This is a genomic window from Streptococcus sp. 'caviae', from assembly GCF_001937065.1.
GTDB lineage: Bacteria > Bacillota > Bacilli > Lactobacillales > Streptococcaceae > Streptococcus.
Genome location: NZ_MOWR01000002.1, coordinates 181,241 through 199,800, shown reverse-complemented (window position 1 = coordinate 199,800; position 18,560 = coordinate 181,241). Strand labels below are relative to the sequence as shown.

Here is an 18,560-nt window from a genome sequence, read left to right as displayed (position 1 = left end):
TAAAATATCTTCCTATCTATTTTACACTAAATCATGTTATAATGAAATAAAAATTTAAAGAGCCGGAGGCAGCCTATGCTTAAACTTGGTATTATCGGAACTGGATCTATTTCCCATCAGTTTATTGAAGCCGCTGAACTGTCGCAAAACTATCAGCTGACAGCTGTTTATTCCCGCAGACTGGAAACGGCGGAAAACTTTTCTGCCCGTTACCATGATGTCTTTTGTTATGAAAATCTAGCTGATTTTTTCAAACACGATTTTGATGTCCTCTATATTGCCAGCCCAAACGCTCTTCACTTTGAACATGCAAAGGCGGCCTTGGAAGCCGGTAAACATGTTATCGTCGAAAAGCCTGCTTTTTCAAGACCGGAAGAACTGGCTGAGGTGATTCAGCTGGCAGCTGATCAGAAACGCTTTTTCTTTGAGGCAGCCAGAAATTACCATGAAGCATCACTGACCGTTATCAAGGACTTTCTGGCTCACAAAACTGTCATCGGTGCAGATTTTTCCTATGCTAAGTACTCTTCCAAAATGAAGGATCTGCTTGACGGGAAAATGCCCAATGTCTTTTCAGACAGATTTTCAGGCGGTGCTCTGGTTGATTTGGGAATTTACCCTATCTATGCTGCTTTGAAGCTCTTCGGCAAGCCAAAAAGTGTCAACTATACTGCGACCCAGCTGGAAAACACGGTTGATTTAAATGGCAATGGCAATCTGATTTATCCTGATTTTCATGTGTCTATTAGAGCAGGGAAAAATTACAACACCTTGGAATATGCTGAAATTTATACGGCAGAAGGTACCTTGCTGCTCAATCATATCCAAGGCATCAGCTCTGCTGTTTTCCAAAAACATGACGGCACTCGTGAAAAGCTGGCTCTCCCTGAAATCGAGCACCTGATGCTGGAAGAGGCCGAGGATTTTGCTCAAATGATAGCAAATCCGGATGAAACACTTTATCAAACTTGGCTGGATGACGCAAAATCTGCCAGCCAGATTCTTTACCAAATGCGCCAGAGCGCTGGCATTATATTTGAGGCGGACAAACGATGAAAACACACTTTCCAGCAAGCTGGCAGGATAAACTCCAGCAGCTCCACTTTGCAGACTTTACCCAGATTCAAGAAGAGGCCTTTGAACCCATCAAAAATGGGCAAAACTTTCTGGGCATCAGCCCCACAGGAACCGGTAAAACACTGGCCTATCTCTGGCCCAGTCTGTTAAATCTTCAGGCTAAAAAAGCACAGCAGCTGCTGATTTTAGCACCCAACAGCGAATTAGCCGGACAGTTGTTTGAAGTCACTAAAACATGGGCCGAACCCCTTGGCCTGACAGCCCAGCTTTTCCTGTCGGGCTCCAGCCAAAAACGGCAAATTGAGCGGTTAAAAAAAGGCCCTGAGATTCTCATCGGAACACCGGGCCGGATCTTCGAGCTGGTCAGACTGAAAAAAATCAAAATGATGGCTGTCAACACCATCGTTCTGGATGAATTTGATGAGCTGTTAATTGATTCCCAATACCAATTTGTTGAGGGTATTACCAACCGTGTCCCGCGCAGCCACCAAATGATTTATATGAGCGCTACCAATAAACTCAAGCAAGACGCTCTGGCAGAAGACACCCTTACGGTTGATCTGTCCGATCAAAAATTGGACAGTATTTCTCACTATTACATCACTGTAGACAAACGGGAGCGTGCAGAACTCCTGCGTAAGCTGTCTAATATTCCTGATTTTCGGGCCTTGGTCTTTTTCAATAACCTATCTGATCTGGGAGCCAGCGAAGAACGCCTGCAATACAGAAATGTCCCAGCTGTCTCACTGGCCAGCGACATCAATGTCAAATTCCGCAAGGTCATTCTTGAAAAATTTAAAGACCACGAATTAGCTTTACTGTTAACAACTGATCTAGTCGCACGCGGCATTGATATTGATGGCTTAGAGTATGTTATTAATTTCGATCTTCCCCGCGACAAAGAAGCCTATACCCACCGCGCCGGACGCACAGGCCGTATGGGAAAAACAGGTGCTGTTATCACCTTTATCACTCATAAAGAAGACCTGAAAAAACTGAAAAAATTTGCCAACGTTTCAGAAATTTTCTTAAAAAATCAAGTTTTACGTTCAAAATAAAAGAAGTACATAAAAAATGCTGGAACAAACGTTCCAGCATTTTCAATTAATTCCCTGCTCTCTTTGTTAACGTATTAACTGTTGAAAAGAGTTCAAGCCAAATTATCAATGACATCCTGCAAATGAGAGATAGCTTCTGCAGGTAAGGCAGATTTTGGATTCTTTTGATTGAACGATTCCAGATATTGCAGGCGCACCTTCATCCGCTGACGGATAATTTTAACGTAAGCCTGGTCAAAATTAGGAACTTTATAGTCAGATGAAGCCAGATATTCAAAGCCTTTGACAGCACCGAATGGCTTAAATTCTGCCGTACCGTCTACAACCTGTTCAATCACGCTTAAAGAAGTTTCTTTAGGAATCTTTTGCCCTAAGTAAGAACCGGTATTGATAATATAGCACTTAACGCCTGATTCAAACAGGTGCTGGAATTTCAGATAATCTTCCACCAGCGGATAAACGCGGAATGGGTTGGCATAAGGTTCGATAATCAAGGTGTCCAGACTGTCTGAAGTATTTTCAGCTGTTGAACGTGTCGTAATCAGGGTACAGCCCATCGTTGAAGCCATGACAGGATCAGTGATTCTGATGAGCGGTGGCAGAGAATCATCTTTCATAATCCAAAAGATTGATTGAATAGGATCATTAATGCGGTCAACACGGTTTGGTGTTGAGAAGCGCGATTTGATCGTCCGACCGTTACCATTGCGGACATCTTCTGTTACCAGACGAAGATGGCCTTCCTTATCCAAAGCAGCACCGCAGTTTTGAACAGTTACAAAATATTTTTGTTCTCTGTGTCCTGCCGGATAATCACTGGTCTTATCAAAATAGGATGGTTCGAGAGCGATTGTTGAGCCATCCTCTTCTGAAATGACAAAAGCATCGTCGTGCAGCACATTAATATTGTATTTACCGTCGTGCTTTGCATGCGTCAATGTTGATTTACCAGAGCCAGACAGGCCGAAGAACGAAGCTACATGCGGTTTCAGACCTTCTTTTTCAAAAATTTTCAGACCGCCGTGGCAGGCAACAAATTTGTTCCGATTGGCAGTACCCCAAGCCAAGGTCAGCGTAGCTTTCTTCAATTCGCCAAAATAGTGAAGGCCCAGAATAGCCGCACAGTTGTGATTGGTGTCAAAGTAGACCAAGCCATCCGGATAGTCTGGGTGGCTCCATTCCGGATCTGAGAAGATATAAATATCCGTCTCTTCATAGCGTTTAGAGTTTTTCAACCGCGCACGGTAGGTATCATTCAGCATTTGAAAGTTTGTCAGCCATGAATAAAGATTATTAATATCATCCTGCGGAACCATCAAATGAGCACGGAGCATGAAGGCTTCATCAAGACCTACAATAGAATCTGCCCGGTAAAAAGTGCGGTGTCTGGCTTGGAAAATCGCTTCACGCACAATTTGCAAAATTTTAGCGTCTTCTGCGCTGTCACGTCCAAAAATCCGACGAGCTTTAGCAGTCCGGCCGACAATGCCGCCTGAATTCTCCAGCAAGATTTTCGCATCCCGAGGAAGGCCCAAATCTTCGGCATGAGCAACAGGCGAATCTAAAACAATAGTATTGGGAGCCTTAGCAGCTAAGCGGTAAGCTTCTGCCAGCCCCTTTAGAGAAACCACGTGATTTTCATAAAAAGCAGTTTCGATAGTTGTCTTTAATGCTGAAAAATAGGGATTATTTTTGCGCATAGACTCTTCTGAAAAATGTTGTCGTGTGACCATTATATTCCTCCTCAAAATATTATCTTTTACTATTATATCACATTTTTATGTAAACGTTATCATTTTTTTGAAAATTAAATGAAACTCAGCAAAAACCGAGTTTCATAAATGTCTATTTGATATCGAATACAACCGATTTAATTCTAGTCATAGCTTCTATAGAGTATTTAACACCTTGGGTATTGACACCTGATTTTTTAGCACCCAAGAATGGGAAGTTATCTGTACCGCGCTGTGTCTTATTATTGATATGAACCGTACCGACTTCAAGCTGCTCTGCAATTTTGAAAGCCAGTGGATAATCATTGGTGAAGACAGCACTTTGCAAGCCAAATTCAGATTGGTTAGCAATGTGAACAGCTTCTTCAGCCGAATTGACACGGATAATTGGCAGTACCGGACCAAATGGTTCTTCCCAAGCCAAGCGCATGTCCGTTGTGACATTGTCAAAGACTGTCGGATAGATTGTATTGCCCTCACGCTTAATATCTGTAAGAGCTGTTGCTCCTTGTTCTTTGGCATCAAGGATAAGGCCTTCCACATAATCAGCAGCCTTTGTATCGATCAATGGCGTGATATCAGTATTATCTTCCGGCAAACCAACAGTTAAGTTAGAAACTCGCTCAACAATAAGCTCAGCCAATTTATCTGCAACGCTGTCCATCACAAGCACGCGCTTAACAGCTGTACAACGTTGGCCTGAGTAGCCAAAGGCACCGTCAACGATATTTTTAGCCGTCAGATCAAGATCTGCATCTTCAAGCACGATCGCTGCATCTTTACCGCCAAGTTCAAGCATAATTGGACGCATACCTGCCAAACGGCCGATATTTTCACCAACCGGTGTTGAACCCGTAAAGTTGATAAAGTCAACAGCTTTATGCTCAACAATGTAATCACCGATAACAGAACCGCGGCCGGTAATAGTATTAAAGACACCAGCCGGAAGCCCAGCTTCTGCAAAGGCTTCTGCCAAAAGAAGGCCTGAAATAGAACCTTGCGTTGGTGGCTTAAAGGCAACAACATTTCCTGTGATCAGCGCCGGAGCAATTTTTGAACCGGCAAGGTTCACTGGATAATTGAAAGGTGAGATCGCTAAAACAAGACCCACTGGTTCACGGCGAACCACGGCAATTTTTCTCTTGCTGGCAGCTTCAAAGCTTCCGCCTTCAAGAACTTCACCTTGTGTACGAACGCCTTCAGCAGCCGCAAATTCCATGATTTCTACTGTACGTGTCACCTCACCTACAGATGATTTAAGTCCTTTAGCAATTTCCTTGGAAAGGACAGACCCGATTGCTTCTGCTTTACTTTGCAAAATGTCAGCTGCTTTGCGGATATAGTTAGCACGCTCTACATAAGAAAGCGCACGCCAAGCCGGGAAGGCAGCCTTAGCTGAAGCATAGACATAGTCTACTTCATCAGTGCTCATAGCAGGAACAGAACCAAGCTCTTCACCTGAAGCAGGAGCGTAAATTTTAATCTCATCTTGGGAAAGTTTCCACTCACCATTGACATAATTTTTATATTGTTTTGTCAAAGTATATCTCCTTTTTACTATAATATCCTTATTTTATCATTTTTTTAATTTTTTTCAATCTTTTGCTACGATAAAATTCAGAAAATTAAGACAAAAATATATCATTTCCTCTTATTTCCTCTCAAAATGAAATGATTCAGCAGCCTTTTAAAGCCCTGAGCAAAAAACGAAAGCTATACACAAAAAAGACTGGAAATGGTATTTTCCAATCTTTTTCGTGATTAATCAAAATCAATATATTCTTTTTCAAGTTCAAGGACTTCTTCCATGGTAGCACATTCTGTAAGAGCGCGCTGTGCCAGTTCTTGCATCTTAACAGTATCCAATTTCTTCATGAGACTGCGTGTGCGCAGAACGGAAGTGGCACTCATTGAAAATTCGTCCAGTCCGATACCAACCAGCAATGGAACAGCAGTTTGGTCACCAGCCATTTCACCGCACATACCAGCCCATTTGCCTTCAGCATGTGCCGCTTTAACAACACGGTCAACCAAGCGAAGGATAGATGGATTATACGGCTGATAGAGATATGAAACTTGTTCGTTCATACGGTCAGCTGCCATGGTGTATTGGATGAGGTCGTTTGTACCGATAGAGAAGAAATCAACTTCTTTGGCAAATTGGTCAGCCAGCATAGCTGCTGCAGGGATTTCAATCATGATACCTACTTCAATGTTATCAGCAACTTCAACACCCTCAGCAAGCAATTTGGCTTTTTCTTCTTCAAGGATTCCTTTAGCTTTGCGGAATTCAGTAACAAGAGCTACCATTGGGAACATGATACGCAATTGACCATGCACTGATGCACGCAGAAGCGCACGCAATTGTGTACGGAACATTTGATTGCCCGTTTCTGAAATCGAAATGCGAAGCGCACGGAAACCAAGGAAAGGATTCATTTCTTTTGGCAAATCGAAGTAAGGCAATTCCTTATCTCCGCCGATGTCCATTGTACGCACGACAACCGGTTTGCCGTTCATGCCTTCAAGTACAGCTTTGTAAGCTTCATACTGCTCATCTTCTGTTGGGAAGTCTTGAGAATCCATGTAAAGGAACTCTGTACGATAGAGACCTACGGCTTCAGCGCCGTTGTTGTTAACTCCTTCAACATCTTTAGGCGTACCGATATTAGCAGCCAATTCAAAATGTTTGCCGTCAGCAGTTACAGTTTCAGCATCTTTAAGGAGAGCCCATTCAGCCTTTTGTTTAGCATAAGCTTCACCGGCTGCTTTGAATTCTGCCACTTGTTCATCAGTCGGATTAATAATAACCTGACCAGTGATACCGTTAACAGCGACAAGATCTCCGTTTTTAACACGTTCAGTGATATCATTTGTACCAAGCACAGCAGCAATTTCAAGCGTCCTTGCCATAATAGCTGAGTGGCTGGTACGGCCGCCGATGTTAGTTACAAAAGCTTTAACAAAATTAGCATCCAGCTGAGCCGTATCAGACGGCGTCAAGTCATGCGCGATGACAATTGATTCTTCGCTGATAGTTGCCGGATTTGGCAGCTCAACTCCCAAAAGGTGAGCCAAAACCCGCTTAGCAACGTCACGAATATCTGCTGCACGTTCCTGCATATAGGGGTTATCTTCCATGTTTTCAAACAAAGTCACAAACATGTCTGTTACTTCTTTAAGAGCACTTTCAGCGTTGACTTGTTTTGCACGGATGGTTTCTTTGATTTGACCGATCATTTCCGGATCTGCAAGAACCATCAAATGAGCGTCAAATACAGCTGCAGCTTCTTCGCCAAGGGTATCTACTGCTTTTGCACGGATAAGAGAAAGCTCGTTTTGAGAAGCTTCTAGAGCTGCATCCAAACGAGCTTCTTCGGCCTTTGTATCTTCGACAGAAACTGTCTCAAAGGACAAATCCGGCTGGACAAGCAGATATGCCTTAGCAACGGCAACACCGTCAGATGCTGCAATTCCTTTAAGCATTTCTGTCATATCTTTATGCCAATCCTTCTTTAGTCATTGTTTCATCAATAGCTGCGATTGCATCATCAGCATCTGCACCTTCAGCAGTGATTGTAACGTCTGCACCTTGACCAACACCAAGGCTCATAACGCCCATGATTGATTTAAGGTTTACAGCTTTTCCTTTGTAATCAAGTGTAATATCTGAAGCGAATTTACTTGCTGTTTGCACAAGCAAAGTAGCTGGGCGTGCGTGAATTCCTGTTTCTGCAACAATGTGAAAATCTTTTGAAGCCATAGTATGGTTCTCCTTTTAATATGTGTTTTTTTGAATTATCCTAATGATAACCCTTACAATTTTAGATTATAGCATATTGAAATGCGATTTTCAAGAACTAAAGTCACAAATTGGAAGAATAATGCAAATCATTTTCAATAATTTACAGGGCTTTTTTACGAGAATTATCGCTGCTGCCACGGCACCCTGCCAACACCTGATACTTCCTGTTTGAAAAATACCGGACAGCCTGTAAAGTAAAAAAAAATGAAATAATGACAAATGTCATAGTGTCCGCCGCTTCCAATGGATTCGGAGCTGAAAATGGCTTCTGAGTTTCTCTTTTCAGTTTTAAAAGCTATTTCTTTTTTGTTTTGTCTTTAAAGGAAGCAGCCTGCTTACGGAGTTCAGTGACAAACGGAGCATCAATTTCTTTGAACTTGCTGTAATTTTTTAACAGACGGCGCTGATTAAAACGCAAGGGCCGAATATTCTTGGCGTGCAAAAAGTCATTCAGATGAAGGTGAAATTCTGCCAAACGCTGACTGAAAAGCTCTGCTTGCTGCGCTAAATCATCAATTTCCTGCTGGACAGATTCCCTGATATTTTCCTGCTCTTTTCGAATATAGTCTTCCAAGGTAAGAGCAACTTCATGAAACTGAACAGTATCTGCTGCTGTCCAGATAAAATCAGACAGCATTAGAAAAGCGATTAGGGCAGCCCACCAATCATCGATTCTAAGCACAAGTGCCATGACACTCGGCTGAATCAAGCGAACAAGAATGACAATCCCAACTCCCCAAAAAAGAGAAATCCCAGGAGCAATCCTTCCTTTTAGATTGCCAAATTCCTGACTGTAATCCCACAATTTCATGTGAAAGAAGGTCTCTAAAAACCAGCCGGCAAAATATTCAAAGGCTGTTGCAATGACAATACCGCTCAAAAAAAGGCCGAGCAGATGATCTTGAAAAGGTTCGATAAAAATCAAAACAGTAGTTACTGCAAAACCATAGACCGGGCAGTAAGGCCCAAACAAAAAACCACGGTAGTCAAACCGCCTGTCCTTAATAGAACAGTAAACCGTCTCCCACAGCCAGCCTATAAAGGAATAAATAAAGAAAAGAAAAACCACATCCGGAAATGAGTAGGGCATAAACAGCCGCCTTTCTTGCTAATATGCCAATATTATACCTCTTTCATTTATTGATGCCAAACAAATAGCTAAGTTTGCTATCCATTCCTAATCAACTTGGCGAAAGCGGGAGCGAAACAGTCCAGCGGCTTGCTTGAATCAACTTCCTTAAAATAAAAAAGCAGAGGAGAAATCAAACGCTTTGAATGCCTGATTTCTCTCCACTTCCCGTTTTTATAAATTGTCAGCCAGCACTTTGGCAAAGGCACTGGTTGAATAAGACGGAGCATCTCCTGCCAAATCTGCAGTAAAACAGCCAGCTGCAAAACTTTTTTCAAGAGCTGATTCGATCAGCTCAGCCGCTTCTTTCCAGCCGATATAATCAAAAAGCATACAGCCTGATAGAAGCAAGGAACAAGGATTGGCCTTATCCTGTTCGGCAATATCCGGAGCAGTACCATGAGTTGCCTCAAAAATAGCATGACCGGTTTGGTAGTTGATATTAGCTCCTGGTGAGATGCCAATACCGCCAACCTGTGCTGCTAAGGCATCACTGGCATAGTCCCCATTGAGATTCGTCAGGGCAACCACTTCAAAGCGCTCAGGCTTCAAAAGAATCTGCTGCAGGAAATTATCGGCAATAATATCATCAACAACCAAACGGCCTGAGGCAAGTTCAGCAGCATATTCCTCTTGAGCCAGTTCATAGCCCCACTTTCTAAAGCCGCCTTCTGTAAATTTTTGAATATTGCCTTTGTGCACCAAAGTAACCCTGCTCAGCCCTTTATCCAGTGCATAGTCAATAGCTGCGCGAATCAGACGTTTGCTGCCTTCAATAGAAATCGGCTTGATCCCAATACTGCTGCTCTCAGGAAAACGGATTTTTTGAACCTGCATTTCGTCTTGCAAAAAGCCGATAACCTTTTGAACTTCTGCTGTACCTGCTTCCCATTCAATCCCTGCATAAATATCCTCCGTATTTTCACGAAAAATGGTAATGTCTGTCTTTTCTGGGTTTTTAAGCGGACTGGGAACACCCTTGAAATAGCGGACAGGTCTGACACAGGCAAAGAGATCCAATTCCTGGCGAAGAGTAACATTTAATGAACGAATACCGCCGCCAACCGGTGTCTCCAAAGGACCCTTTATCGCAAGCAGGTGACTCTTAATCGTTTCTAAAGTCGCATCCGGCAGCCAAACGTCCTTTTGATCAAATGCCTTTTTCCCGGCCAGAACTTCCAGCCATTCAATTTGTCGTGTTCCTTTATAGGCTTTGTCAACAGCCTGATCAAAAACAAATTTAGCATTTTTCCAGATGTCACATCCCACACCGTCTCCTTCAATATAAGGAATAACGGGGTTAGCAGGAACTTGCAATCTTCCACTTTCAAATCTTATTTTTTCTGCCATTTTATCTCCTTTCTAAAGGAATATAGTTTAAATTCCTTCTGCCAGCATAGCGAGAACGCGGACGCAGCAGCTTGTTATCTCTTTGCTGCTCCTGAATATGGGCGATCCACCCTGCCATCCGGCTCATTGCAAAAATCAGGGTGAAGATGGAACTGTCAATTCCTAAAACATGATAAACGGTTGCGGAATAAAAATCAACATTGGGAATGAGATTTTTGATTTCTTTCATGTAACGCTCAACTTCAGTAGACAGCTGATACCAGATGGCTTCCTGAGTTCCCCGTGTCAGTTCTCTGGCCATTTCCCGCAGGTATTTTTCGCGGGGGTCCTGCTTTTGATAAACACGGTGGCCAAACCCCATTATTTTTTCCTTGGAATTGAGTTTTTCCTGCAGATAGGCCCCCACATCACCACGGTTACGAATCTCCTGCAGCATCTCAAAAACCCGTTCATTGGCACCGCCATGAAGCGGTCCTTTCAGCGTTCCAATAGCAGCTGTCACACAAGAATAAATATCAGACATAGTAGAAGCACAGACCCTGGCAGCAAAGGTTGAGGCATTGAGCTCATGTTCAGCATGCAAAATAAGGGCTCGGTTCATGGCTAAGCTTTCAAGTTCATTGGGAATGCTGCCTCTTAGCATGTACAGAAAATTCTCAGCAAAACCAAGGTCGCTTCGAGGAGCAATCGGGGACAGCCCCTGACGCAGCCTTGCAAAAGCTGCAATGATAGTTGGTATTTTAGCCATCAGCTGCATACTTTGGTCATAAACAGCTTCCGGCGTTCGTTCTTCAGCTCTTAAATTGTAGACACCCAGTAAACTGACTGTTGATCGTAAAACACTCATGGGATGCAGGTGCTGCCGCGACTGAATCAAAATGCACTGCTCAATGGCATCACTGATAGCATAATTGCTGCGCAGCCTTTTTTCAAACCGTGCGAGTTCTGTCTGACTGGGCAGGCCAAGGTTCCAAAGCAGGAAAATCACTTCTTCAAACTGAACCTGATTTTCCATCAGCTCAGCAATATCATAACCTGCATAGGAGAGTTTGCCATTCTCAATCGCACTGATCCTGCTTTCACAGGCAACCGTATCCTTTAAACCTTTTGTTTCTGCCATAGACTAACCTCCCCTTAACTTTTTACGAACAACCATGGGAAGAATCCCTCCATTTTCATAATACTGAAGATCGGCATCCGCATCAAAACGAAGGAGTGCCTGAAATTCCTTTACTCCTTGGTCCGAAACAGCTCTGACTGTCACTATGTCATGTACCTGAGGTTTTTCAGGAAGAACAACCGTGTAAGTCTCGTATCCTGTTAATTGGAGACTGGCTGCAGTCTGTCCTTCGAGAAACTGCAAAGGCAAAATTCCCATCATGACCAAATTAGAACGGTGAATACGCTCGAAGCTTTCTGCCAAAACAACTTTTACACCTAAAAGACTGGCTCCCTTAGCTGCCCAGTCGCGGCTGGAACCCATGCCGTAATCTTTCCCTGCGATAACAATCGTGGAAATGCCTTCCTTCTTATAATTCATGGCAGCTTCATAAACTGGCAGGATAGTGTCTTTGTATTTCGTGTAGCCGCCGATTTTACCATCAGCCAGTTCATTTTTGATGCGAATATTGGCAAAGGTTCCTCTCATCATGACCTCATGATTGCCACGCCGGCTGCCGTAAGAGTTGTAATCTGCATAAGCAACGCCCTTTTCCTCCAAATAACGGGCGGCCGGGCTGTTGCGGGCAATATTCCCTGCAGGCGAAATGTGATCGGTAGTGACCGAATCGCCAAATTTAGCCAGCACTTTCAAGTTCGTCAAATCTGCTGCAGCAGCTGAATTGTTTAAATGCTCAAAATAGGGCGGATTTTGGATATAGGTCGATGCTTGGTTCCACTGGTAATTAGCTGAACTTTCGGTTTGAATCTGATTCCATTTTTGACTGTCAGAAAAAACTTGGGCGTACTCTTTGGCAAAAAGCTCAGCAGTGACATACTTGTCAACATAAGCCATGACTTCTTCCTTGGCAGGCATCAGATCTTCTAAGTAGACCGCCTGATTATCCTTATCGTAACCCAAAGGTTCGCTTGTCAAATCAATCGCGGTGCTGCCGGCCAAAGCATAGGCAACAACCAAGGGCGGGCTGGCTAAAAAGTTAGCCTTTACCAAGGGATTGACCCGGCCTTCAAAATTTCTGTTTCCTGAAAGAACGGCACTGACAAGCAGGTCATTTTCTTGAACGGCTTGAGCAACCGCTTCTGGCAGGCTGCCTGAATTGCCGATGCAGGTTGTGCAGCCGTAGCCGACCAAATGGAAGCCCAATTTATCCAGATAGGACTGTAGGCCGCTCTTTTTCAGATAGGCCGTGACAACTTTAGAACCTGGTGCTAGAGAGGTTTTAACTGACTTAGACACACGGAGTCCGCGTTCCACGGCTTTTTTGGCCAAGAGACCTGCAGCCATCAGAACATAGGGATTGGAGGTGTTGGTGCAGGAAGTAATGGCCGCAATAGCAACATGTCCGGTCTTTAGTTCAATATCTTCATCTTCAAAATGGGCAACCGCTGTTTTATCTAACTCCCTTTCACTCAGGCCAAAGCCGCGGACACCCGCTTCCCGCACAAGGCTGGCCTCGAATTCTTCTTTTGCCCGGCTTAATTCGATCAAATCCTGAGGACGTTTTGGTCCCGCAATGGAAGGCTTAACAGCCGACAGATCAATTTCGATAATCTTCGTATAAGCTGGCAGTGTGTTAGTGTCATGCCATAAGCAGTTGCGCTTAGCATAGGCTTCTGTCAGAGCAATGTGCTCTTTTGAGCGGTTGGTTAACCTCATGTAATTTAAGGTTTCCTCATCAATTGGAAAATAACCGCAGGTTGCCCCGTATTCCGGCGCCATATTCGCGACTGTTGCCCGGTCGGCTAAGGAAAGTTCTGCCAATCCGGGACCAAAAAATTCCACAAATTTTCCAACCACATTTTCCATGCGCAAAACCTGTGTCACTTTAAGCGCCAAATCTGTTGCTGTCGCTATTTTAGGGAGCTGTCCGTAGAAGCGCACACCGATAACCTCCGGAACTGGGAAATAGGAGGCTTCTCCCAGCATGGCGGCCTCAGCTTCAATGCCGCCGACACCCCAGCCAAGAACACCAATTCCGTTTATCATTGTTGTGTGGCTGTCCGTGCCAAACATGGAATCCGGATACAAAAGTCCATCTTTTTCAATAATAACATCGCTGAGAAATTCAATATTAACCTGATGGATGATGCCAGTTGCCGGCGGTACCGCCCGGTAATTTTCAAAAGATTTTTCAGCCCATTTTAAAAACTCATAGCGTTCATTATTGCGCTGAAATTCCAAATCAATATTATGTTCAAAGGCTTCCTCACTGCCGAAGAAATCAACCTGAACGCTGTGATCAATAACCAGATCCACCGGTATTTCAGGATTAATCAAATCAGGGCTGCCGCCATTTTTAACAATGGCATCGCGCATGGAGGCTAAATCAACGACAACTGGAACACCTGTAAAATCCTGGAGAATAACACGGCTGGGTTTAAAAGGAACCTCCCCTTGAGGATCATTGGGGTCATAATGGAAAAGAGAATCCATGTTATGTTTTATAACATCTAAATCGTCATATCTCCTTAATAAACTTTCAATTAGAATTCTGATAGTGTAAGGAAGGCTCTCAAGCTCTGCATTATAATCTTTAGAGGCTTTTACTAAATCAATGTAATGGTAGTTTTGCTCATTAAGAGAAAAAGTCGATGCATAATTAACCATAATAACTCTCCTTTTTGTCTGAATTAATTAAAATTATACAATTTTCTGAATCATTAAGCAAACACAAACTTGCATTTTATGTTATAAAATATGACATATACTGCGTTAACAGTCAAGATGGGCTAAAAACACTATATCTTGTGGATTTTTATAATAAGCCCACTATATTTTGTGTTTTTTCAAGCAAATTTTCTTGCTTTTTTTCTTAAATTTAGATATGCTAGTAGGGCAACTTGTAAAAAAGTAAAAAATTTTAGGAGGGAAAAATGGCTAAAATAACTGTTTTTTCAAAAAATAACTGCATGCAATGCAAGATGACTAAGAAATTTCTGGAACAAAACCATGTTGACTTCGAAGAAATTAATATTGACGAACAGCCAGAGAAAATTGACTACGTAAAAAGCTTAGGATTTACTGCTGCTCCTGTTATTGAAGCAGGCGATATGGTCTTCTCAGGTTTCCAGCCTGCCAAATTAAAAGCCCTTGTCTAATATTTTGAACATCAAATCAGCAGCCATCTGCAAGGAACAGCATAAACGTTTCCGCTGCTGAGCAAAAATCACCTTAAAGCAAGAGAGTGGACAAAAATCAAAGTCGTGATAAAATCACGATTTTGATTTTGTCGTCCCACCTCCGCATAGTTGATTAGGATTTGATATGAACTAACCTTCATAGAATTAGATATCCAATCAGCAGTGGTTCATTGGTGCTGAAGCACCTAATGAACTGTGCAGGGGCAAGACTAAGTTGGGCTAGCCAGCAAGTCTTACTCCCAACCACTGCGTCAAACTGCTATATCTTAAATGGTTAAAAGAAGCAATATTTTTGTTCCACTCTCTCTTCTAAGAAATTAAGAAATATAAGAATAGGAATTTATAGATGAGTCTTAAAAATCTCGGCGATGTCTCTTACTTCCGCCTCAACAATGAAATTAACCGCCCCGTCAACGGACAGATTCCGCTTCACAAGGACAAGGAAGCTTTGAACGCTTTCTTTGCTGAAAATGTCCGCCCCAACACCAAATCCTTTGACAGCATTACAGATAAGATTCGTTTTCTGATTGAAAATGACTATATTGAATCAGCTTTTATTGCCAAATACAGACCTGAATTTATTGAGGAACTTTCTCAGTCTCTTTATGACTGTGATTTTCACTTTAAATCATTTATGGCTGCCTATAAATTCTATCAGCAGTATGCTCTCAAAACGAATGACGGCGAAGCCTATCTTGAAAATATCGAAGACCGTGTTCTCTTTAACGCTCTTTACTTTGCGGACGGCAATGAAGAGCTGGCACACGATCTGGCAATGGAAATGATTGCTCAGCGCTATCAGCCGGCAACGCCAAGCTTTCTCAATGCCGGACGCAGCCGCCGGGGTGAATTGGTCTCTTGTTTCCTCATTCAGGTGACAGATGACATGAATTCTATCGGCCGTTCTATCAATTCAGCTCTGCAATTGTCCCGTATTGGCGGCGGTGTGGGCATTTCTCTCAGCAATCTGCGTGAGGCCGGGGCTCCGATCAAAGGTTTTGCCGGAGCAGCTTCCGGTGTCGTTCCTGTCATGAAGCTCTTTGAAGACAGCTTCTCTTATTCCAATCAATTGGGGCAGCGCCAAGGTGCCGGGGTTGTTTACCTCAATGTCTTTCACCCAGATATCATCCCCTTTCTTTCTACTAAAAAGGAAAATGCCGATGAGAAGGTTCGTGTCAAGACCCTGTCTCTCGGTGTTATCATTCCGGATAAGTTTTATGAACTGGCTCGCAAGAATCAGGACATGTATCTCTTTAGTCCTTACTCTGTTGAACGTGAATACGGTGTTCCTTTCAGCTACATTGATATCACTGAAAAATACGATGAATTGGCAGCCAATCCCAACATTATCAAAACCAAGATTCGTGCCCGTGATTTAGAAACGGAAATTTCCAAACTTCAGCAGGAATCCGGCTATCCCTACGTTGTCAATGTGGACACTGCCAACCGCGCCAATCCGATTGACGGCAAAATTATCATGTCCAATCTCTGTTCTGAAATTCTTCAGGTTCAGACCCCAAGCCAAATCAACGATGCCCAGGAATTTGTCAAAATGGGAACCGACATTTCATGCAATCTTGGTTCCACAAATGTTGTCAATATGATGGCTTCTCCTGACTTTGGCCGTTCTATCAAAGCCATGACCCGTGCGCTGACTTTTGTCACGGATTCATCAAGCATTGAAGCTGTGCCAACCATCAAGCACGGCAATGCCCAAGCCCACACTTTCGGGCTCGGTGCCATGGGACTTCACTCTTACTTGGCTCAGAACCATATCGAATACGGCAGTCCAGAATCTATCGAGTTTACCAATATCTATTTCATGCTCATGAATTACTGGACTTTGGTAGAATCAAACAATATTGCCCGTGAGCGGCAGGAGACCTTTGTTGGTTTTGAAAACTCAAAATACGCTGATGGCTCTTACTTTGATAAGTATGTCACCGGCCAATTCGTGCCGAAATCTGATCTTGTCAAGGAACTTTTCAAAGATCACTTCATTCCTCAGGCTGCTGACTGGCAGGCTCTGCGCCAAGCTGTTATGAAAGACGGACTTTACCATCAAAACCGCTTAGCCGTGGCTCCAAACGGATCTATTTCCTATATCAATGATGTGTCTGCTTCTATTCATCCAATTACGCAGCGTATCGAGGAACGCCAAGAAAAGAAAATCGGTAAGATTTACTATCCTGCAGCTGGTTTGTCAACGGATACCATTCCTTATTACACATCTGCTTACGATATGGATATGCGCAAGGTTATTGATGTCTATGCGGCTGCGACCGAGCATGTCGACCAAGGTCTATCGCTCACACTCTTTATGCGCAGTGATATTCCTCAGGGCCTCTACGAATGGAAAATAGAAAGCAAACAAACAACCCGCGATCTGTCCATCCTTCGCAACTACGCCTTTAACAAGGGGATCAAGTCTATTTACTATATCCGTACCTTCACTGATGACGGCGATGAAATCGGCTCAAATCAATGTGAAAGCTGTGTGATCTGATGACAGATATCTTTAATAATTGTTTAAACAGCAAGTGGGCACCAATCTATTTCATAACCACTTTGAGTTGTACAACTTTGATTACTTGCTATGCTATTAAGAATGGCTATAATCTTACATATGGTCCCATCCAACTTACTAAAGCTTAATTTAGTATTAATGGTATATATAATTCATAGGAAAAATTAATTATGACTACTTATTACAAAGCAATAAACTGGAATGCTATCGAAGACGTTATTGATAAATCAACTTGGGAAAAATTGACCGAACAATTTTGGCTGGATACACGGATTCCGCTTTCCAACGACCTGGACGACTGGCGCAAGCTGTCAGCCCAAGAAAAAGACCTTGTCGGTAAGGTTTTTGGCGGTTTGACACTGCTTGACACCATGCAGTCAGAAACGGGTGTTGAAGCCATTCGTGCTGATGTGCGCACACCGCATGAAGAAGCCGTTTTGAACAATATTCAATTCATGGAATCAGTTCATGCCAAGTCTTATTCATCTATTTTCTCAACCCTCAATACAAAATCAGAAATTGAAGACATTTTCGAGTGGACCAATAACAACGAGTACCTGCAAAGAAAAGCTGAAATCATCAACGAAATTTATCTTAAGGGCAATCCTCTGGAAAAGAAAGTGGCCAGTGTTTTCCTTGAAACCTTCCTTTTCTATTCCGGTTTCTTCACACCGCTCTACTATCTGGGCAACAACAAGCTGGCTAATGTAGCTGAGATCATCAAGCTGATTATCCGTGACGAATCGGTTCACGGCACCTATATCGGCTACAAATTCCAGCTCGGTTTTAACGATCTGTCTGAGGAAGAGCAGGATAAATTCCGCGACTGGATGTATGATCTTCTTTATCAGCTGTATGAAAATGAAGAAGGCTACACAGAAACCCTTTACGACGGTGTCGGCTGGACCGAGGAAGTGAAAACATTTCTGCGTTACAATGCCAACAAGGCACTGATGAATCTGGGACAGGATCCGCTTTTCCCAGACACAGCCAACGATGTCAATCCTATCGTCATGAACGGTATTTCAACCGGAACCTCCAACCACGATTTCTTCAGTCAGGTCGGAAACGGCTATCTCCTCGGTACGGTTGAATCAATGCAGGATGATGATTACAATTACGGTTTATAAAAAACTGCCAAGATGACGCAGCAAGCTTGACTGGGCGGATTGACTCAAACTAGTGTCTAAAGCTCGGCTAAACTGCTACTAATAATCTTATTTAAAAACCAGAATTGCTGTTCTGGCTTCAGGCTGCAGACTACCATATAAATTCCACGAATGCAAACGAGTTTAAAGGATACTCCCGCTGTGATGAAAGTATCAGAAATGGTGAATTTAAGCCAATTCTGACACTCGGAAACTTTGAGACCGTGGCTCAAAGTTTAGGAATGGAATTCCCTGGGAAGTCGCTGCCGTCAGACATCATCTAAGGAAGTATCAAAGAAAAAGGACTTTTTCTTCAAGCTAAAGTCAGAATTGCTGTTCTGGCTTTTTTTCTTGTCTTATGCCAAAATAAGACGGCCGTTTTTAGCAGCACCGATTTCCTTTTAGTTTTTGTG

At 43.1% G+C, this 18,560-nt stretch carries 13 protein-coding genes; 5 read left to right on the top strand and 8 right to left on the bottom strand.

The features are described from left to right. The first annotated feature begins 75 nt into the window (after window positions 1–75). Together BMI76_RS03015 and BMI76_RS03010 are read left to right on the top strand one after the other, a co-directional pair. Window positions 76–1,056, top strand: coding sequence for a Gfo/Idh/MocA family protein (locus BMI76_RS03015; protein WP_075346127.1), 981 nt, complete (start codon window positions 76–78; stop codon window positions 1,054–1,056). Next, window positions 1,053–2,135: a DEAD/DEAH box helicase gene (locus BMI76_RS03010; protein ID WP_075346126.1), complete on the top strand. Its 1,083-nt coding sequence runs from the start codon at window positions 1,053–1,055 to the stop codon at window positions 2,133–2,135. Before BMI76_RS03015 ends, BMI76_RS03010 begins: the two co-directional genes overlap by 4 nt. 92 nt (window positions 2,136–2,227) lie before the next feature. Here BMI76_RS03010 and BMI76_RS03005 read toward each other — a convergent pair whose 3' ends face one another. From BMI76_RS03005 to acnA, 8 genes are all read right to left on the bottom strand, one after another. Beyond that, window positions 2,228–3,868, bottom strand: coding sequence for a phosphoenolpyruvate carboxykinase (ATP) (locus BMI76_RS03005; protein ID WP_075346125.1), 1,641 nt, complete (start codon window positions 3,866–3,868; stop codon window positions 2,228–2,230). Between the two features lie 112 nt (window positions 3,869–3,980). Then, window positions 3,981–5,408 carry an NADP-dependent glyceraldehyde-3-phosphate dehydrogenase gene (locus BMI76_RS03000; RefSeq protein ID WP_075346124.1) on the bottom strand — a complete coding sequence of 476 codons (1,428 nt, stop codon included), beginning with the start codon at window positions 5,406–5,408 and terminating at the stop codon, window positions 3,981–3,983. 221 nt (window positions 5,409–5,629) lie between these two features. After that, on the bottom strand, window positions 5,630–7,363 hold the full coding sequence (gene ptsP, locus BMI76_RS02995) for a phosphoenolpyruvate--protein phosphotransferase (protein WP_075346123.1): 1,734 nt from the start codon (window positions 7,361–7,363) through the stop codon (window positions 5,630–5,632). 4 nt (window positions 7,364–7,367) lie between these two features. Then, window positions 7,368–7,631, bottom strand: coding sequence for a phosphocarrier protein HPr (locus tag BMI76_RS02990; RefSeq protein ID WP_003089104.1), 264 nt, complete (start codon window positions 7,629–7,631; stop codon window positions 7,368–7,370). Window positions 7,632–7,968: 337 nt separating this feature from the next. Continuing rightward, window positions 7,969–8,763 carry a putative ABC transporter permease gene (locus BMI76_RS02980; protein ID WP_075346122.1) on the bottom strand — a complete coding sequence of 265 codons (795 nt, stop codon included), beginning with the start codon at window positions 8,761–8,763 and terminating at the stop codon, window positions 7,969–7,971. Window positions 8,764–8,976: 213 nt separating this feature from the next. Then, window positions 8,977–10,152 carry an NADP-dependent isocitrate dehydrogenase gene (gene icd / locus BMI76_RS02975; protein ID WP_075346121.1) on the bottom strand — a complete coding sequence of 392 codons (1,176 nt, stop codon included), beginning with the start codon at window positions 10,150–10,152 and terminating at the stop codon, window positions 8,977–8,979. A gap of 1 nt (window position 10,153) precedes the next feature. Next, window positions 10,154–11,272, bottom strand: coding sequence for a citrate synthase (locus tag BMI76_RS02970; RefSeq protein WP_075346120.1), 1,119 nt, complete (start codon window positions 11,270–11,272; stop codon window positions 10,154–10,156). 3 nt (window positions 11,273–11,275) lie between these two features. Next, on the bottom strand, window positions 11,276–13,939 hold the full coding sequence (acnA, locus tag BMI76_RS02965) for an aconitate hydratase AcnA (RefSeq protein WP_075346119.1): 2,664 nt from the start codon (window positions 13,937–13,939) through the stop codon (window positions 11,276–11,278). Between the two features lie 266 nt (window positions 13,940–14,205). Here acnA and BMI76_RS02960 point away from each other — a divergent pair, with 266 nt between their 5' ends. The 3 genes from BMI76_RS02960 (at window position 14,206) to nrdF (ending at window position 18,129) form a co-directional block, all read left to right on the top strand. Continuing rightward, complete coding sequence (locus BMI76_RS02960) at window positions 14,206–14,430, top strand: redoxin NrdH (RefSeq protein WP_075346118.1); 225 nt, start codon at window positions 14,206–14,208, stop codon at window positions 14,428–14,430. A gap of 388 nt (window positions 14,431–14,818) precedes the next feature. After that, window positions 14,819–16,978 carry a class 1b ribonucleoside-diphosphate reductase subunit alpha gene (nrdE, locus tag BMI76_RS02955; RefSeq protein WP_075346117.1) on the top strand — a complete coding sequence of 720 codons (2,160 nt, stop codon included), beginning with the start codon at window positions 14,819–14,821 and terminating at the stop codon, window positions 16,976–16,978. A gap of 191 nt (window positions 16,979–17,169) precedes the next feature. Beyond that, window positions 17,170–18,129 carry a class 1b ribonucleoside-diphosphate reductase subunit beta gene (gene nrdF / locus BMI76_RS02950; RefSeq protein ID WP_075346116.1) on the top strand — a complete coding sequence of 320 codons (960 nt, stop codon included), beginning with the start codon at window positions 17,170–17,172 and terminating at the stop codon, window positions 18,127–18,129. The last annotated feature ends 431 nt before the right edge of the window (window positions 18,130–18,560 follow it).

Excerpts from the sequence above, each read along its gene's own strand:
- nrdE (WP_075346117.1), top strand. The coding sequence starts at position 14,819 with ATGAGTCTTAAAAATCTCGGCGATGTCTCTTACTTCCGCCTCAACAAT.
- BMI76_RS02970 (WP_075346120.1), bottom strand. The coding sequence starts at position 11,272 with ATGGCAGAAACAAAAGGTTTAAAGGATACGGTTGCCTGTGAAAGCAGG.
- BMI76_RS02980 (WP_075346122.1), bottom strand. The coding sequence starts at position 8,763 with ATGCCCTACTCATTTCCGGATGTGGTTTTTCTTTTCTTTATTTATTCC.
- nrdF (WP_075346116.1), top strand. The coding sequence starts at position 17,170 with ATGACTACTTATTACAAAGCAATAAACTGGAATGCTATCGAAGACGTT.
- BMI76_RS02960 (WP_075346118.1), top strand. The coding sequence starts at position 14,206 with ATGGCTAAAATAACTGTTTTTTCAAAAAATAACTGCATGCAATGCAAG.
- BMI76_RS03010 (WP_075346126.1), top strand. The coding sequence starts at position 1,053 with ATGAAAACACACTTTCCAGCAAGCTGGCAGGATAAACTCCAGCAGCTC.
- icd (WP_075346121.1), bottom strand. The coding sequence starts at position 10,152 with ATGGCAGAAAAAATAAGATTTGAAAGTGGAAGATTGCAAGTTCCTGCT.
- ptsP (WP_075346123.1), bottom strand. The coding sequence starts at position 7,363 with ATGACAGAAATGCTTAAAGGAATTGCAGCATCTGACGGTGTTGCCGTT.
- BMI76_RS02990 (WP_003089104.1), bottom strand. The coding sequence starts at position 7,631 with ATGGCTTCAAAAGATTTTCACATTGTTGCAGAAACAGGAATTCACGCA.
- acnA (WP_075346119.1), bottom strand. The coding sequence starts at position 13,939 with ATGGTTAATTATGCATCGACTTTTTCTCTTAATGAGCAAAACTACCAT.
- BMI76_RS03005 (WP_075346125.1), bottom strand. The coding sequence starts at position 3,868 with ATGGTCACACGACAACATTTTTCAGAAGAGTCTATGCGCAAAAATAAT.
- BMI76_RS03015 (WP_075346127.1), top strand. The coding sequence starts at position 76 with ATGCTTAAACTTGGTATTATCGGAACTGGATCTATTTCCCATCAGTTT.